A 12,462-nucleotide genomic window follows, 5' to 3' on the forward strand; every position below is an offset into this window, starting at 1 on the left:
GAGCACGCCATGGCCGGTTTCGAACACCCCCACCCCCACGGCATGCTGGTGCCCACCGCGCACCTGGAACTGCCCTTCTTCGACGATGCGCACCGCGCGCTGGCCAACGGCCTGGCGGCCTGGACACACGCGCAGCGCGTTGACGAGACCGACGACCGCGTGGCTTGCCGGGACTGGGTGCAGCGCCTGGGCGCCGCCGGCTGGCTGCGCTACTGCGTGCCCGCCGCGCACGGCGGTGCCCTGCCTGCGCTGGATTCGCGCGCGCTGGTCATCCTGCGCGAAACCCTGGCCTTCCACTCGCCGCTGGCCGACTTCGCCTTCGCCATGCAGGGCCTGGGCAGCGGCGCCATCACGCTGGCCGGCACCCCCGCGCAGCAGGCCGCCTACCTGCCCGCCGTGGCCCGTGGCGAGAAGATCGCCGCCTTCGCGCTGAGCGAGCCCGAGGCCGGCTCCGACGTGGCCGGCATGCGCCTGCGCGCCCTGCCCACCGCTGGAGGCTGGCAGCTCGACGGCCAGAAAACCTGGATCAGCAACGGCGGCCTGGCCGACTTCTACGTCACCTTCGCCAAGACCGATCCCGACGGCGGCGCGCGTGGCATCAGCGCTTTCATCGTCGACGGCGATGCCGCCGGCCTGGACAGCAGCGCCCACATCCAGGTGATGGCGCCGCACCCGCTGGCCACCCTCACCTTCAGCGCCTGCGCGCTCGCGCAGGACGCGCTGGTGGGCAGCGTGAACGGCGGCTTCAAGCTCGCCATGCAGACGCTCGACATCTTCCGCGCCTCGGTGGCCGCGGCCGCGCTCGGCATGGCGCGCCGCGCCTTCGCTGAAGCCGTGGCGCATGCCAAAGGGCGCCAGATGTTCGGCCAGACGCTGGCGGACTTCCAGCTCACGCAGGCGCGGCTCGGTGAGATGAGTGCCCTGATCGACGCCGCCGCGCTGCTCACCTACCGCGCCGCCTGGCTGCGCGACCGCAGCCCCACCAGCGGCGCCGGCACGCCGGCCTACACGGCCGCGGCCGCGGCCGCCAAGCTCACCGCCACCGAAAACGCGCAGAAGGTCATCGACATGGCGCTGCAACTGTTCGGCGGCCGGGGCGTGCAGGTCGGCAACGTGGTCGAACACCTGTACCGGGACATCCGCTCGCTGCGCATCTACGAAGGGGCGAGCGAGGTGCAGTTGCTCATCCTGGGCAAGCAGGCGTTGAGATGAAGCACCGCCCTGCGCCGCTGACGCGGCGTTCCCCCGATCTGGCGCGCTTTCAGCGTTGGGAAGGGACGCGCACCCAATGGCCCGGAGAAGCCGGTTCCGCGGGTGCCTGGGGTTGAAGCACCTGGCTCGCAGAATGAAGGAGACCCCCATGCCATCCGCGCAAACCGACACCTTCGTGCACAACCGCCTGCCACCGCGCGAGCAATGGCCCGATCTGCGCGACGACCAGCCTGAACGGCGATCGCTGCCGGCCCAGATCAACGCCGTGCAGGCGCTGTTCGACCGCGCCTTCGCCGCCGGCCATGCTCACCGCCCGCTGTTCCGCAGCGACGAACGCACCCTGAGCTACGCGCAGGCCCGTGCCGAAGTGAATCGCATCGCCAACGTGCTGGCCGGCCTCGGCCTGCAGCCCGGCAACCGGGTGCTGCTGCGCGGCGGCAATTCGGTGGCGATGGCGCTGGCCTGGCTGGCCGTGGTGCAGAGCGGGCTGATCGCGGTGGCCACCATGCCGCTGCTGCGCGCCACCGAGCTCAAGGCCATCATCGACAAGGCCCGGCCCTCGGCCGCGCTCTGCGACGTGAAGCTTCAGGACGAACTCCGGGCCGCGCTGGCGCAGAGCCCGGACACCACCGCCCTACCGCTGCGCCTGTTCAACACCGGCGACGCCGCGGTGGCCTTGTCCGATGGTCCGCAGGGCCGTCCCCAGGACGCTCGCTCGCCGTCGGCCAGCCTGTCTTCACCCGCTTCAGGGGCACACACGCTGTCGCTGGAAGCGCTGGCCCGGCACGCCAGCGACCACGCCGCGCCCTGCCCCACCCACGGCGACGACATCGCGCTGCTGGCCTTCACCTCGGGCACCACCGGCAGCCCCAAGGCGGCCGTGCACACGCACCGCGACGTGCTGGCCGCCTGCGAAACCTGGCCGCGCCACGTGCTGCGCGCCACGCCCGACGACATCGTCATGGGCTCGCCGCCGCTGGCCTTCACCTTCGGCCTCGGTGGCCTGCTGATCTTCCCGATGTGGGCCGGCGCCTCGGTCTATTTCCCCAGCATTCCCTACACGCCCGAAGCGATGGTCAAGCTGATCGCCCAGGTCGGCGCCACCATCTGCTACACCGCGCCCACCTTCTACCGCCAGATGGCACCGTTCGCGCAGCGCCTCGGCGTCGGCCGGCTGCGCCTGAGCGTGAGTGCGGGCGAAGGTCTGCCCGATGCCACGCGCCAATTGTGGAAGGCCGCCACGCGGCTGGAAATGCTCGACGGCATCGGCGCCACCGAGATGTTCCACATCTTCATCTCGGCCGCGCCCGCCGACGTGAAACCGGGCGCCATCGGCCGCGTGGTGCCGGGTTACGAAGCGAAGATCGTCGACGACCAGGGCCACGAGCTGCCGCGCGGTCAGGTCGGCCGCCTCGCGGTCAGAGGGCCGACCGGCTGCCGCTACCTCGACGACCCGCGCCAGACGGTCTACGTGCAGGACGGCTGGAACTACCCCGGCGACGCCTTCCTGCAGGACGACGACGGCTACTTCGTCTACCAGGCGCGCACCGACGACATGATCATCACCGCTGGCTACAACGTCGCCGGCCCCGAGGTCGAGGCCGCGCTGCTGCAGCACCCGGCGGTGGCCGAATGCGGCGTGGTCGGCAAGGCCGACGATCAGCGCGGCATGATCATCCTGGCCTACGTGGTGCTGCGCGCCGGGCATGCTGCCGACGCGGCCCAGGTCAAGGCGCTGCAGGACCACGTCAAGCACACACTGGCCCCCTACAAATACCCGCGCGAGGTGCGCTTCGTCGACAGCCTGCCTCGCACCGAAACCGGCAAACTGCAGCGCTTTGCGCTGCGCAAGCTGGCCACCGCCGCCCCTTCTGGAAGCTGACCCCATGACCCTCCTGCAACCGCCCGGCTGGGCACAACCCCGGGGCTACGCCAACGGCGTCGCCGCCAAAGGCACCCTCGTCTTCGTCGGCGGCCAGATCGGCTGGAATGGCGACCAGCAGTTCGAGAGCGACGACTTCATCGCCCAGACGAAACAGGCGCTGCTGAACGTGCGCGCGGTGCTCGCCTGCGCGGGCGCCGGCCCCGAGCACATGGTGCGCATGACCTGGTACATCGTCGACCGCGACGAATACAACGCGCGCCTGGCCGAACTCGGCCCGGTCTACCGCGAAGTGCTCGGCCGGCATTTCCCGGCCATGACCTGCGTGGAAGTCAGCCGCCTGGTGGAAACGCGTGCCCAGGTCGAGATCGAGGTCACGGCCGTGCTGCCGGACTGACAGGCGCCAGTCATCCGGTCAAAAAAAGAGGGGCCGCAAGGCCCCTCCTGGCTGGGCAGAGCGCGCTGCCCCCGCGGCCGCCGGCCGATCAGGCCTTCAAAGCCACCAGCACCTCGTCCAGCATCTTCTTGGCGTCGCCGAACAGCATGCGGTTGTTCTCTTTGTAGAACAGCGGGTTGTCCACACCCGCATAGCCGCTGGCCATGGAGCGCTTCATGACGATGCTGGTCTTGGCCTTCCAGACCTCCAGCACCGGCATGCCGGCGATCGGGCTGGTGGGGTCGTCCTGCGCGGCCGGGTTCACGATGTCGTTGGCGCCGATGACCATGGCCACGTCGGTGTCGGGGAAGTCGTCGTTGATCTCGTCCATCTCCAGCACGATGTCGTAGGGCACCTTGGCTTCGGCCAGCAGCACGTTCATGTGGCCCGGCATGCGGCCGGCCACCGGGTGGATACCGAAGCGCACGCTCACGCCCCTGTCGCGCAGGGTCTTGGTGATTTCCTGCACCGTGTGCTGGGCCTGCGCCACGGCCATGCCGTAGCCCGGCACGATGATCACGCTCTTGGCATCGCGCAGCAGCTCGGCGGTTTCGGTGGCCACCACCGGCACCACTTCGCCCTGCGGCTCGGCGGCCGCGCCATCGGCCTTGGCGGCCGGCTTGCCCGCACCGCTGCCGAAACCGCCGGCGATCACACTGATGAAGTTGCGGTTCATCGCGTTGCACATGATGTAGCTCAGGATCGCGCCCGACGAGCCCACCAATGCACCTGTGACGATCAGCAGATCGTTGCTGAGCATGAAGCCGGTGGCCGCTGCGGCCCAGCCGGAATAGCTGTTGAGCATGGAAACGACCACGGGCATGTCGGCGCCGCCGATGGCCATGACCATGTGGATGCCGAACAGCAGGGCAATCACGGTCATGATGATCAGCGGCGTCATGCCGGCCTGCACGTCGGGTGCGTTCAGGAAGGCGCGGCCGAACCAGATCACCACCAGCAGGCCGGCCAGGTTGAGCCAGTGGCGCGCCGGCAGCAGCAGCGGCTTGCCGCCGATCTTGCCGTTGAGCTTGCCGAAGGCGATGAGCGAGCCCGAGAAGGTGACCGCCCCGATGAGGATGCCGATGTAGATCTCGATTTCGTGGATCGCCTTTTCGGCGCCCTCGAACTGCAGCGAGGTGTCGACGTAGCTGGCGAAGCCCACCAGGCAGGCGGCCAGGCCCACCAGGCTGTGCATCAGCGCCACGAGTTCGGGCATCTGGGTCATCTTGACCGTGCGCGCGGCGTACAGGCCGATGCTGCCGCCGATCACCAGCGCACCGACGATCCACGGCAGCGCGGCCGGCGACACGCGCGGGCCGAACACCGTGGCCAGCACGGCCAGCGTCATGCCGATGATGCCGTAGAGGTTGCCGCGCCGCGACGATTCCGGGTTGGACAGGCCACCCAGGCTGAGGATGAAAAGAATGGCGGCGCCGAGATAGGCGACCGTGGCCAGGCTTTGGGACATATCGTTGTGCCTTTGGTGTTCTTGTTATCGGGTGATTTATTTGCGGAACATGGCCAGCATGCGGCGCGTGACGGCGAAGCCGCCGAACATGTTCACCGCAGTCAGCACGATGCCGGCGAAGGCCAGCCACTGGATCAGCGCGTCGGGCCGGCCGTTGCTGCCGGCCTCGGGCGGCAGGATCTGCACCAGTGCGCCGATGACGATGATGCTGGAGATGGCGTTGGTCACGCTCATCAGCGGCGTGTGCAGCGCGGGCGTGACGTTCCACACCACCATGTAGCCGATGAAGCAGGCCAGCACGAACACCGTGAAGTGGCCCAGGAAGGCCGCTGGCGCGTAGGCACCAATGGCCCAGAAGGCCAGCGCGCCCAGGCCGAAGATGACCGCGAGCGTCTTGGCCGGCAACGGGCCACTGCTGCCATGGCCGTGACCGCCCTTCTTCTCGGCCACCGGAGCGGCCGGCTTCGGCGCCGGCTTCGGCGCGGCCGCGATCGGCGGCGCGGGCCAGGTGATCTCGCCGTCCTTGATGACCGTCAGGCCGCGGATCGCGTCGTCCTGCATGTTGACGTGGATCACCCCGTCCTTGGTCTTGCACAGCTCCTCGGTCAGGCGGAACAGGTTGGTGCCGTACAGCGTGGACGACTGGAACGCCATGCGCGAGGCGAGATCGGTGTAGCCGACGATGGTCACGCCGTGGCGCACCACCGCTTCACCGGGCACGGTCAGCTCGCAGTTGCCCCCCTGCTCGGCCGCCATGTCGACGATCACGCTGCCGGGCTTCATGCTCTGCACCATCTCGGCCGTGATCAGGCGCGGCGCGGGTTTGCCCGGAATCAGCGCGGTGGTGATGATGATGTCGCACTCTTTGGCTTGCTGCGCGTACATGGCGCGCTGCGCGGCCTGGAAGCCTTCGCTCATGACCTTGGCGTAGCCGCCGCCGCCCGAGCCTTCTTCCTCGTAGTCCACCTTGACGAACTCGCCGCCCAGCGAAACCACCTGGTCGGCCACCTCGGCGCGCGTGTCGTTGGCGCGCACGATGGCGCCCAGGCTGGCGGCCGCACCGATGGCGGCCAGACCGGCCACGCCGGCGCCGGCGATGAAGACCTTGGCCGGCGGCACCTTGCCCGCGGCCGTGATCTGGCCGTTGAAGAAGCGACCAAAGGCGTTGGCGGCCTCGACCACGGCGCGGTAGCCGCTGACGCCGGCCATGGAGGTCAATGCGTCCATCTTTTGCGCGCGGCTGAGCGTGCGCGGCAGCGCGTCGATGGCCAGCACCGTGACCTTGCGAGCCGCCAGTTGTTGCATCAACTCCGGGTTCTGCGCCGGCCAGACGAACCCGATCAGGGTCTGGCCCGCGCGCATCAGCACCACCTCTTCGGGGGTGGGCGGGCGCACCTTGAAGACGATGTCGGCGCTGGCCCAGAGTTCGGCCGCCGATGCGGCGATGCTGGCGCCCGCTTCGCGGTAGGCGCCGTCGGACAGGTCGGCCCGCTCGCCCGCGCCGGTTTCCACCACCACGCCAAAACCCAGCTTGACCAGCTTGCCCACCACGTCGGGCACGGTGGCCACGCGTTTTTCACCGGGAAAGGTTTCGCGGGGAACGCCGATGCGCTGCGGTGTGGGAGCGGCTGCGCTGGCCGGCGAAGGGGCGGTGATTGCGCCAGAAGTCATGGCAAGGTCCTCGATACAGAAAGAAAAACGAAAAACGAAATCGGGCGGCCGGCACCACCGGGGTCAGCCCACCGGGGGCCGGGCCGCGTCCACGGGCGGGGGTGACGGCGGCACCAGCGGCTGCGGCACCGGCAGCGCGGGCATCACCAGGCGACCGGAGAGCGAATAAACGCTGCTTTTGACCGCGTCCCTGAGCTGCCGGCCCCACACCACATGTTCAGGGGGCACACGGGGCGGCAGGCGCTCCGAAACGGCCGCACCTTCCCCACCGATGCGCTCCCAGACGAACACACGCACGTCGACGAACGAGCCGGTGGAAATCGCGTGGCGGCTCCACACGGTGTAGACCGGCGCCGACGACCATTGGGGCAAGGGAAGCTCGACACCGGCCTCGAGCAATGGCGGCGCCAGTTGCTTGAAGACGCTCGCAGCGTTGTAGCGCGGCGTCACCGTCAGGCATTGGGCGAAGCTGAGGTTGATGCCCTCGTTCCCTTCGCGGTAGATGTTTTCATCCGGCTGGCAGTCGGGCGAATACCGCATGTACCCGGCGCGGCCGCCCCCCATACCGGTCGAACTGGTGCTCACCAGCACCAGTGCGCCAGCACTGGTGCTGGTGGGCAGGCGATAGAACACCGCCGACTGCACCGCCAGCGCCCCGCTCCGGTCGCCGCCGTAGGCCTGGGACCGATCGGGCAAGGCCATGACCTCCCAGCCGGGTTCGGCAAAACTGATGTCCACCCGCCCGACGGAAAAACCGTCGGCGTGCGCGGCGAACGCACCCATCCATACCCAGGCGCCCCCCAGCGCCCAGCCGCATCGGCGCCCTGCCGCACGGTGTGTGGTTCTGTTCATGTCCTCTGGTGCCTCCTCACCATCTGCCCAACAGGCAACGTGCCAGCTTAACCGACAGTCTCCGCCATGCCGCTCCGCGCAAACCCATGTGCCACAAGGGTTTGCGGCGCGTCGGGCGCCGATGGGGCCGCCGCGCCATTTTCAGCATTTCATGATGCGGCAACACCTACCGCGTCGAGGAACATTTCGCCAGGCGGGCCGGATAATCCGCGCATGAGCACCCGTTGGAAACCCAGTGTCACCGTGGCCGCGATCATCGAACGCGAAGGCCGCTACCTGCTGATCGAGGAAGAAACGCCCGAAGGCCTGCGCCTGAACAACCCGGCCGGCCACCTCGACCCGGGCGAAAGCCCGGAACAGGGCGTGGTCCGCGAAACGCTGGAAGAGACCGCCCACGCGTTCACGCCCACGGCTCTGGTGGGGCTGTACCTGTCGCGCTTCCAGCGCCCGGCCACCGGCGAAGACATCACCTATCTGCGCATGGCCTACACCGGCGAGCTGGGTGCCTGCGACCCGCAACGCCCGCTCGACACAGGCATCGTGCGCACGCTGTGGATGACGCCCGAGGAGGTGCGCGCGAGCGCCGCACGCCACCGCAGTCCGCTGGTGCTGCGCTGCATCGAGGACCACCTGGCCGGCCAGCGCCTGCCGCTGACCGCGATCCACACCGATCCGACCGTGCACGGCGCCGGCTGAGGCCAGCGCGCCGTTTCACCCCGGGGGGTCAGTCCAGACCGCCGACCCGGCCGCGCCCCTGCTTGATCTGCGACCGGCTGGCCTTGCCGGCCAGGCGACGCCGCTGCGAAGCGAGCGTGGGCCGGGTGGCCTTGCGCACCTTGGGCACGTGCGCGGCGGCGTCCACCAGCGCCTGCAACCGCGCCAGGGCTTCGGTCTTGTTGAGTTCCAGGCTGCGGTGGCTCTGCGCCTTGATGACGATCACCCCGCCCTCGCTGATGCGCTGGTCGGCCTGGGCCAGCAGGCGCGCCTTGACCGCGTCGGGCAATGACGACGCGGCCACGTCAAAACGCAGGTGCACGGCGTTGGACACCTTGTTCACGTTCTGCCCGCCCGCGCCCTGGGCGCGGATGGCGGTGAAACTGACGTCGGCGGGATCGAGACGGACCAGGGAGCGGCGCATGGCGCCAGTATCGCCCGATCAGGCCGCCGCCGCCGCAACCAGCCCCGCCAGGCCGCCGTGGTGCAGGCACTCGCGCAGGATGAGCACGGTCGCGTCCTGCACCGGGTCGCTGCCCGCAGCCCCACCGCCGCGGGTGGCGCGCAGCGCCAGCCGCTGGTAAGCCTGTTCCACCGCATCGGTGTACCAGACCCCCTCGCGGTCGGGCCCCGCCCCCGCATCGGCCAGCCGCTGCAGCGTGGCGGCATCCACCGCCAGCAGGCCACCCGGGTGCGGACGCTGGCGCGACCAGGGGGCGATCGCGTCTTCGACGTGCTGGATCGCGTCTTCCATCCCCGCCGCGGTGAACGGGCCGGCCACGTCACGCCCGCCGATGCTGGCGTGGCCGAGCGCCAGATCGAAACGTGGCCCCTCGGGCAGCCAGCCCAAGGTGCTCTGGACAGAGCCCAGTTGCAGGAAAGCGGTGTTCATCGGGGCCGTCATGAGGGTTCCGGGTTCGGGGGCGGCGCCAGACGTTCCAGCACCTGCCGGGCCATGCGCGCATCCACACCATGCCCGAGACCGGGCACGAGGTCCAGCGTCACCGCCGCCCCCAGCGCCCGCAGCTGGGCCACGCCCTGCCCGGCCCAGGCGGCGGGAATGACGCCGTCCTGTTCCCCGTGCAACCAGTGCACCGCCGCCCCGGGCGCGGTTTGCGGCGGTTCGGCAAAGCGGCCGGCCAGGGCCACCACCCGGCTGACCAGGCCCGGTGCGCGCTGCGTGGCTTCCAGCGCCATGATCGCGCCCTGCGAGAAGCCGAGCAGCGTGGTCGCATCGGGCGCCACACCGGTGCGCGCCTGCCAGTCGCGCACCGTCTGCGCGAAGGCGGGCATGGCCGCGTCGACGCGGGCCGGGCGGTTGGCCTCGTCCACGCCGCGCACCGAAAACCACTGGTAGCCGCCCCCCAGGTCCGACGGCGCTGGCGAGCGCACGCTGACCACGGCCACACCGGGCAGCGCGTCGGCGATCAGTTCGCCCAGCGGCACCAGGCCTTCGGGTGTGGCGCCCACGCCGTGAAACAGCAGCACCAGGGCGCTGGCCTTGCCAGCGGGCTGGCGCACCACGATATCTCTTTCGCTCATTCGTTCGCTCCTCAAACGGTGGCCGCCTCGGCATCGGCCGATGCGGTGGCCGCTGCCACCGCGCCGAACACATACCCGTCCATCGCCAGCACGCCGTGCTCGATGCCCCCTTCGATCACGCGGGTGGGCACGTCGGCCCCGGCCGCGCCGGCAGCCACCAGCAGCGGCCAGTAATGTTCGGGCGTGGGGTGGGCGCGGTGGCCGCTCGGCGCTTCGTCGATGGCGTTGCGCAGCGCGGCATGGCGGCCGTGCAGCACGGCGTCGCGGATCCAGTCCGAAAACTCGCGGGCGTAGGTGGCGGCGGTGTTTTCGTGCCAGGCCACCTCGTACAAATTGTGCGTGAGGCTGCCGGAGCCGACGATCAGCACGCCCTCGTCGGCCAGCGGTGCCAGCGCCTGGCCCAGCGCGTAGGCGCTCTCGCCCGTCAGCCGCACGGGCAGCGAGACCTGGAACACCGGCACATCGGCCTGCGGGTACAGGTGCAGCATCGGCACCCAGGCGCCGTGGTCCAGACCGCGGCCCGGGTGCACGCGCGCCGGCCAGCCGGCCGCTTCGAGCAGGGCCGCGGTGCGCTCGGCCAGGGCCGGCGCACCCGCCGCCGGATACCGCAGGCGGTACAAGGCCGGATCAAAACCGCCGAAGTCGTGAATGGTTTCGGGCGCGGGGCTGGCCGACACCACGGGCCCGGTGGTCATCCAGTGCGGCGACACCACCAGCACGGCCTTCGGTCGCGGCAGTTCGGTGCCCAGTGCCGTGAGCGCGGGACCGGCGATGCCGGGTTCCAGCGCGAAGGTGGGCGCGCCGTGGGAGATGAAAAGCGTGGGCAGGCGGTTCATGGTGTTTCCTTGCTGGGCCGGCCGATGCCAGCCCGGAATGGGGCGGTAGGGACGCGGTGCCGGCAGTTCAGGCCCGGTGGATCCAGGTCGGTGCGATGGCGGTGCCCAACCCGGCACCGTAGCCCAGGTAGATGTTCAGGCCGGCCAGCGGCTCCAGGTAGCGGGCGTTCTTCAGGCCACCCGCGTCCACCGTGGCAAAGCCCAGGCTTTGGGCCAGGGTGGTCACGGTGCTCTTGGCCGACGCATCATCGGCCGCCACGAACACGCTGGCCTGCCGGCCCTGGCCGAAATCGGCTCCCGCGGCCAGCACCTGCGCAAACAGGGTGTTGAAGGCTTTCACGACCTGCGCCTGCGGCACCGCCCGGGCGATTTCTTCGGCGGCCGAGGTGTTGAAGCCCAGCGTCAGACCCATGTAGTCGGCCGTCAGCGGGTTGGTGATGTCGATGACCACCTTGCCGTCGAGCCCGCCGACGCCGACGCCGCGCAGGGCGGCCACGGCATCGGAGGAGGCCGTGGCGACGATCACCACGTCCACCCCGTCGGCCGCACCGGCCGGGGCCACGGCGCTCACGCCCGGGTACTGCGCGGCGAGCGCGGCGGCCTTGTCGGCCTGGCGGGCCGTGACGCGCACGGCGTGGCCGGCGGCGTGCAGTTGCTTGACGAACGCCGAGCCCATGTTGCCGGCACCGATGACGAGGGTTTTCATGTTCAGACTCCTGTGTGTTGGGGGGAGCCCCGCGGTGTTGCAGGGCATGGGTCGAACTTTATTGAAACCCTCATAAAGAATAAATCCACTTAGAATTTATTGACTGTTCCGAAAAATGAAATAGTCAGCATGGACAAGTTTCTCGAAATGCGCACCTTCGCCGCCGTCGTCGAGGCGGGCAGCTTCGTCGCCGCCGCCGAGGCCATGGGGCTGTCCAAACCGGCGGTTTCGCGCCATGTGAGCGAGCTGGAAACCCGGCTCGGCACCCGGCTGCTGCACCGAACCACGCGGCGCCTTTCACTCACGCCCGAAGGCACGCTGTTCCTGTCGCGCTGCCAGACGCTGCTGGCCGATCTGGCCGACGCCGAGGCCGAAGTCAGCGCGCGCAACGCGCAGGCCGTGGGCACGGTGCGCGTCAACGCCCCACTCACGTTCGGCAACCTGCACCTGGCGCCGTTGTGGGCCGACTTCGAGTTGCGCCACCCCCAGGTGCGGCTGGAGGTCACGCTCTCGGACCGCGTGGTCGACCTCGTGGACGAGGGCTACGACCTGGCGATCCGCATCGCGCGGCTGGACGCCTCGTCGCTGGTCAGCCGGCCGCTTTCATCCACCCGCATGGTTTTGTGCGCGGCGCCCGCGTACGTGGCCCGGCACGGCGCGCCGGCGCACCCGGCGGAACTGGCGGCGCACACGGTGTGGGCGTACAGCGGTTTTTCGATGGACGATGAATGGCCGTTCGAAGGGCCGCAAGGCCACGTCACCGCGTCGGTGCGGCCCACGCTGCGCAGCAACAGCGGCGACACCTGCCGCATCGGCGCGCTGCAGGGCCACGCCATCGTGTTGCAGCCGAGCTTCCTGGTCGGGCCCGACATCGCCGACGGCACGCTGGTCGAGCTGCTGCCCGCGTACCGCTCGCTGCGGCTGGGCATCCACGCGGTCTACCCCTCGCGCAAACACCTGCCGTCCAAGGTGCGGCTGCTGGTGGACCATCTGGCGGCGGCATTCCACACGCCACGCTGGCCCGACTGAGTAACCGTCTTGGAAGTCAAGCGCTGTGAAGCGATTTGTCCCAAGGTTTGCCAGTTCGGACCATGGCATTGAGCGTGGTCAGCAGCTTGCGCATGCAAGCGACCAAGGCGACCT

13 protein-coding genes are annotated in these 12,462 nt (G+C 69.7%); 5 read left to right on the forward strand and 8 right to left on the reverse strand.

Annotation, left to right across the window (positions count from 1 at the left end; genetic code table 11):
• Positions 1-9: 9 nt before the first annotated feature.
• The 3 genes from L0977_RS06885 to L0977_RS06895 all read left to right on the forward strand — a co-directional run bounded on the left by L0977_RS06885 (position 10) and on the right by L0977_RS06895 (position 3,491).
• The gene (locus L0977_RS06885; RefSeq protein WP_234264111.1) at positions 10-1,212 is read left to right on the forward strand and encodes an acyl-CoA dehydrogenase family protein; all 1,203 of its coding nucleotides are present in this window, start codon (positions 10-12) and stop codon (positions 1,210-1,212) included.
• A 148-nt stretch (positions 1,213-1,360) separates the two neighbouring features.
• Positions 1,361-3,094 (forward strand): AMP-binding protein, encoded by a 1,734-nt coding sequence (locus tag L0977_RS06890; protein ID WP_234264112.1) that lies wholly within the window; start codon positions 1,361-1,363, stop codon positions 3,092-3,094.
• Between the two features lie 4 nt (positions 3,095-3,098).
• Positions 3,099-3,491, forward strand: coding sequence for a RidA family protein (locus tag L0977_RS06895; RefSeq protein WP_234264113.1), 393 nt, complete (start codon positions 3,099-3,101; stop codon positions 3,489-3,491).
• A gap of 88 nt (positions 3,492-3,579) precedes the next feature.
• On the opposite strand, the gene pntB is transcribed toward L0977_RS06895, so the two are convergent.
• From pntB to L0977_RS06910, 3 genes are all read right to left on the reverse strand, one after another.
• Positions 3,580-4,998, reverse strand: a complete 1,419-nt coding sequence (pntB, locus tag L0977_RS06900; RefSeq protein ID WP_234264114.1) for a Re/Si-specific NAD(P)(+) transhydrogenase subunit beta — start codon at positions 4,996-4,998, stop codon at positions 3,580-3,582.
• A 36-nt stretch (positions 4,999-5,034) separates the two neighbouring features.
• Complete coding sequence (locus tag L0977_RS06905) at positions 5,035-6,669, reverse strand: Re/Si-specific NAD(P)(+) transhydrogenase subunit alpha (protein ID WP_234264115.1); 1,635 nt, start codon at positions 6,667-6,669, stop codon at positions 5,035-5,037.
• A gap of 63 nt (positions 6,670-6,732) precedes the next feature.
• Positions 6,733-7,521, reverse strand: a complete 789-nt coding sequence (locus L0977_RS06910) for a hypothetical protein (protein WP_234264116.1) — start codon at positions 7,519-7,521, stop codon at positions 6,733-6,735.
• A gap of 213 nt (positions 7,522-7,734) precedes the next feature.
• Between L0977_RS06910 and L0977_RS06915 the strand changes: the two genes are divergently transcribed.
• Positions 7,735-8,217: an NUDIX hydrolase gene (locus tag L0977_RS06915; RefSeq protein ID WP_234264117.1), complete on the forward strand. Its 483-nt coding sequence runs from the start codon at positions 7,735-7,737 to the stop codon at positions 8,215-8,217.
• 28 nt (positions 8,218-8,245) lie between these two features.
• Here L0977_RS06915 and arfB read toward each other — a convergent pair whose 3' ends face one another.
• The 5 genes from arfB to L0977_RS06940 all read right to left on the reverse strand — a co-directional run bounded on the left by arfB (position 8,246) and on the right by L0977_RS06940 (position 11,319).
• Positions 8,246-8,659 carry an alternative ribosome rescue aminoacyl-tRNA hydrolase ArfB gene (arfB, locus tag L0977_RS06920; RefSeq protein WP_234264118.1) on the reverse strand — a complete coding sequence of 138 codons (414 nt, stop codon included), beginning with the start codon at positions 8,657-8,659 and terminating at the stop codon, positions 8,246-8,248.
• 18 nt (positions 8,660-8,677) lie between these two features.
• Positions 8,678-9,139, reverse strand: a complete 462-nt coding sequence (locus tag L0977_RS06925) for a hypothetical protein (protein WP_234264119.1) — start codon at positions 9,137-9,139, stop codon at positions 8,678-8,680.
• Entirely contained in the window at positions 9,136-9,777 is a 642-nt protein-coding gene (ypfH, locus tag L0977_RS06930; protein WP_234264120.1) for an esterase, read from the reverse strand. Before ypfH ends, L0977_RS06925 begins: the two co-directional genes overlap by 4 nt.
• Positions 9,778-9,788: 11 nt before the next feature.
• The gene (locus L0977_RS06935; protein WP_234264121.1) at positions 9,789-10,613 is read right to left on the reverse strand and encodes a dioxygenase family protein; all 825 of its coding nucleotides are present in this window, start codon (positions 10,611-10,613) and stop codon (positions 9,789-9,791) included.
• 67 nt (positions 10,614-10,680) lie between these two features.
• Entirely contained in the window at positions 10,681-11,319 is a 639-nt protein-coding gene (locus L0977_RS06940; protein WP_234264122.1) for an NADPH-dependent F420 reductase, read from the reverse strand.
• A gap of 129 nt (positions 11,320-11,448) precedes the next feature.
• Between L0977_RS06940 and L0977_RS06945 the strand changes: the two genes are divergently transcribed.
• On the forward strand, positions 11,449-12,348 hold the full coding sequence (locus L0977_RS06945; protein ID WP_234264123.1) for a LysR family transcriptional regulator: 900 nt from the start codon (positions 11,449-11,451) through the stop codon (positions 12,346-12,348).
• Positions 12,349-12,462 lie beyond the last annotated feature (114 nt).

It is taken from the genome of Hydrogenophaga sp. NFH-34, from assembly GCF_021401345.1.
GTDB lineage: Bacteria > Pseudomonadota > Gammaproteobacteria > Burkholderiales > Burkholderiaceae_C > Hydrogenophaga > Hydrogenophaga electricum.

Bases quoted from the DNA above. Each gene is read 5' to 3' on its own strand.
- L0977_RS06885 (WP_234264111.1), top strand. From the start codon at position 10: ATGGCCGGTTTCGAACACCCCCACCCCCACGGCATGCTGGTGCCCACC.
- L0977_RS06890 (WP_234264112.1), top strand. From the start codon at position 1,361: ATGCCATCCGCGCAAACCGACACCTTCGTGCACAACCGCCTGCCACCG.
- L0977_RS06895 (WP_234264113.1), top strand. From the start codon at position 3,099: ATGACCCTCCTGCAACCGCCCGGCTGGGCACAACCCCGGGGCTACGCC.
- pntB (WP_234264114.1), bottom strand. From the start codon at position 4,998: ATGTCCCAAAGCCTGGCCACGGTCGCCTATCTCGGCGCCGCCATTCTT.
- L0977_RS06905 (WP_234264115.1), bottom strand. From the start codon at position 6,669: ATGACTTCTGGCGCAATCACCGCCCCTTCGCCGGCCAGCGCAGCCGCT.
- L0977_RS06910 (WP_234264116.1), bottom strand. From the start codon at position 7,521: ATGAACAGAACCACACACCGTGCGGCAGGGCGCCGATGCGGCTGGGCG.
- L0977_RS06915 (WP_234264117.1), top strand. From the start codon at position 7,735: ATGAGCACCCGTTGGAAACCCAGTGTCACCGTGGCCGCGATCATCGAA.
- arfB (WP_234264118.1), bottom strand. From the start codon at position 8,659: ATGCGCCGCTCCCTGGTCCGTCTCGATCCCGCCGACGTCAGTTTCACC.
- L0977_RS06925 (WP_234264119.1), bottom strand. From the start codon at position 9,139: ATGACGGCCCCGATGAACACCGCTTTCCTGCAACTGGGCTCTGTCCAG.
- ypfH (WP_234264120.1), bottom strand. From the start codon at position 9,777: ATGAGCGAAAGAGATATCGTGGTGCGCCAGCCCGCTGGCAAGGCCAGC.
- L0977_RS06935 (WP_234264121.1), bottom strand. From the start codon at position 10,613: ATGAACCGCCTGCCCACGCTTTTCATCTCCCACGGCGCGCCCACCTTC.
- L0977_RS06940 (WP_234264122.1), bottom strand. From the start codon at position 11,319: ATGAAAACCCTCGTCATCGGTGCCGGCAACATGGGCTCGGCGTTCGTC.
- L0977_RS06945 (WP_234264123.1), top strand. From the start codon at position 11,449: ATGGACAAGTTTCTCGAAATGCGCACCTTCGCCGCCGTCGTCGAGGCG.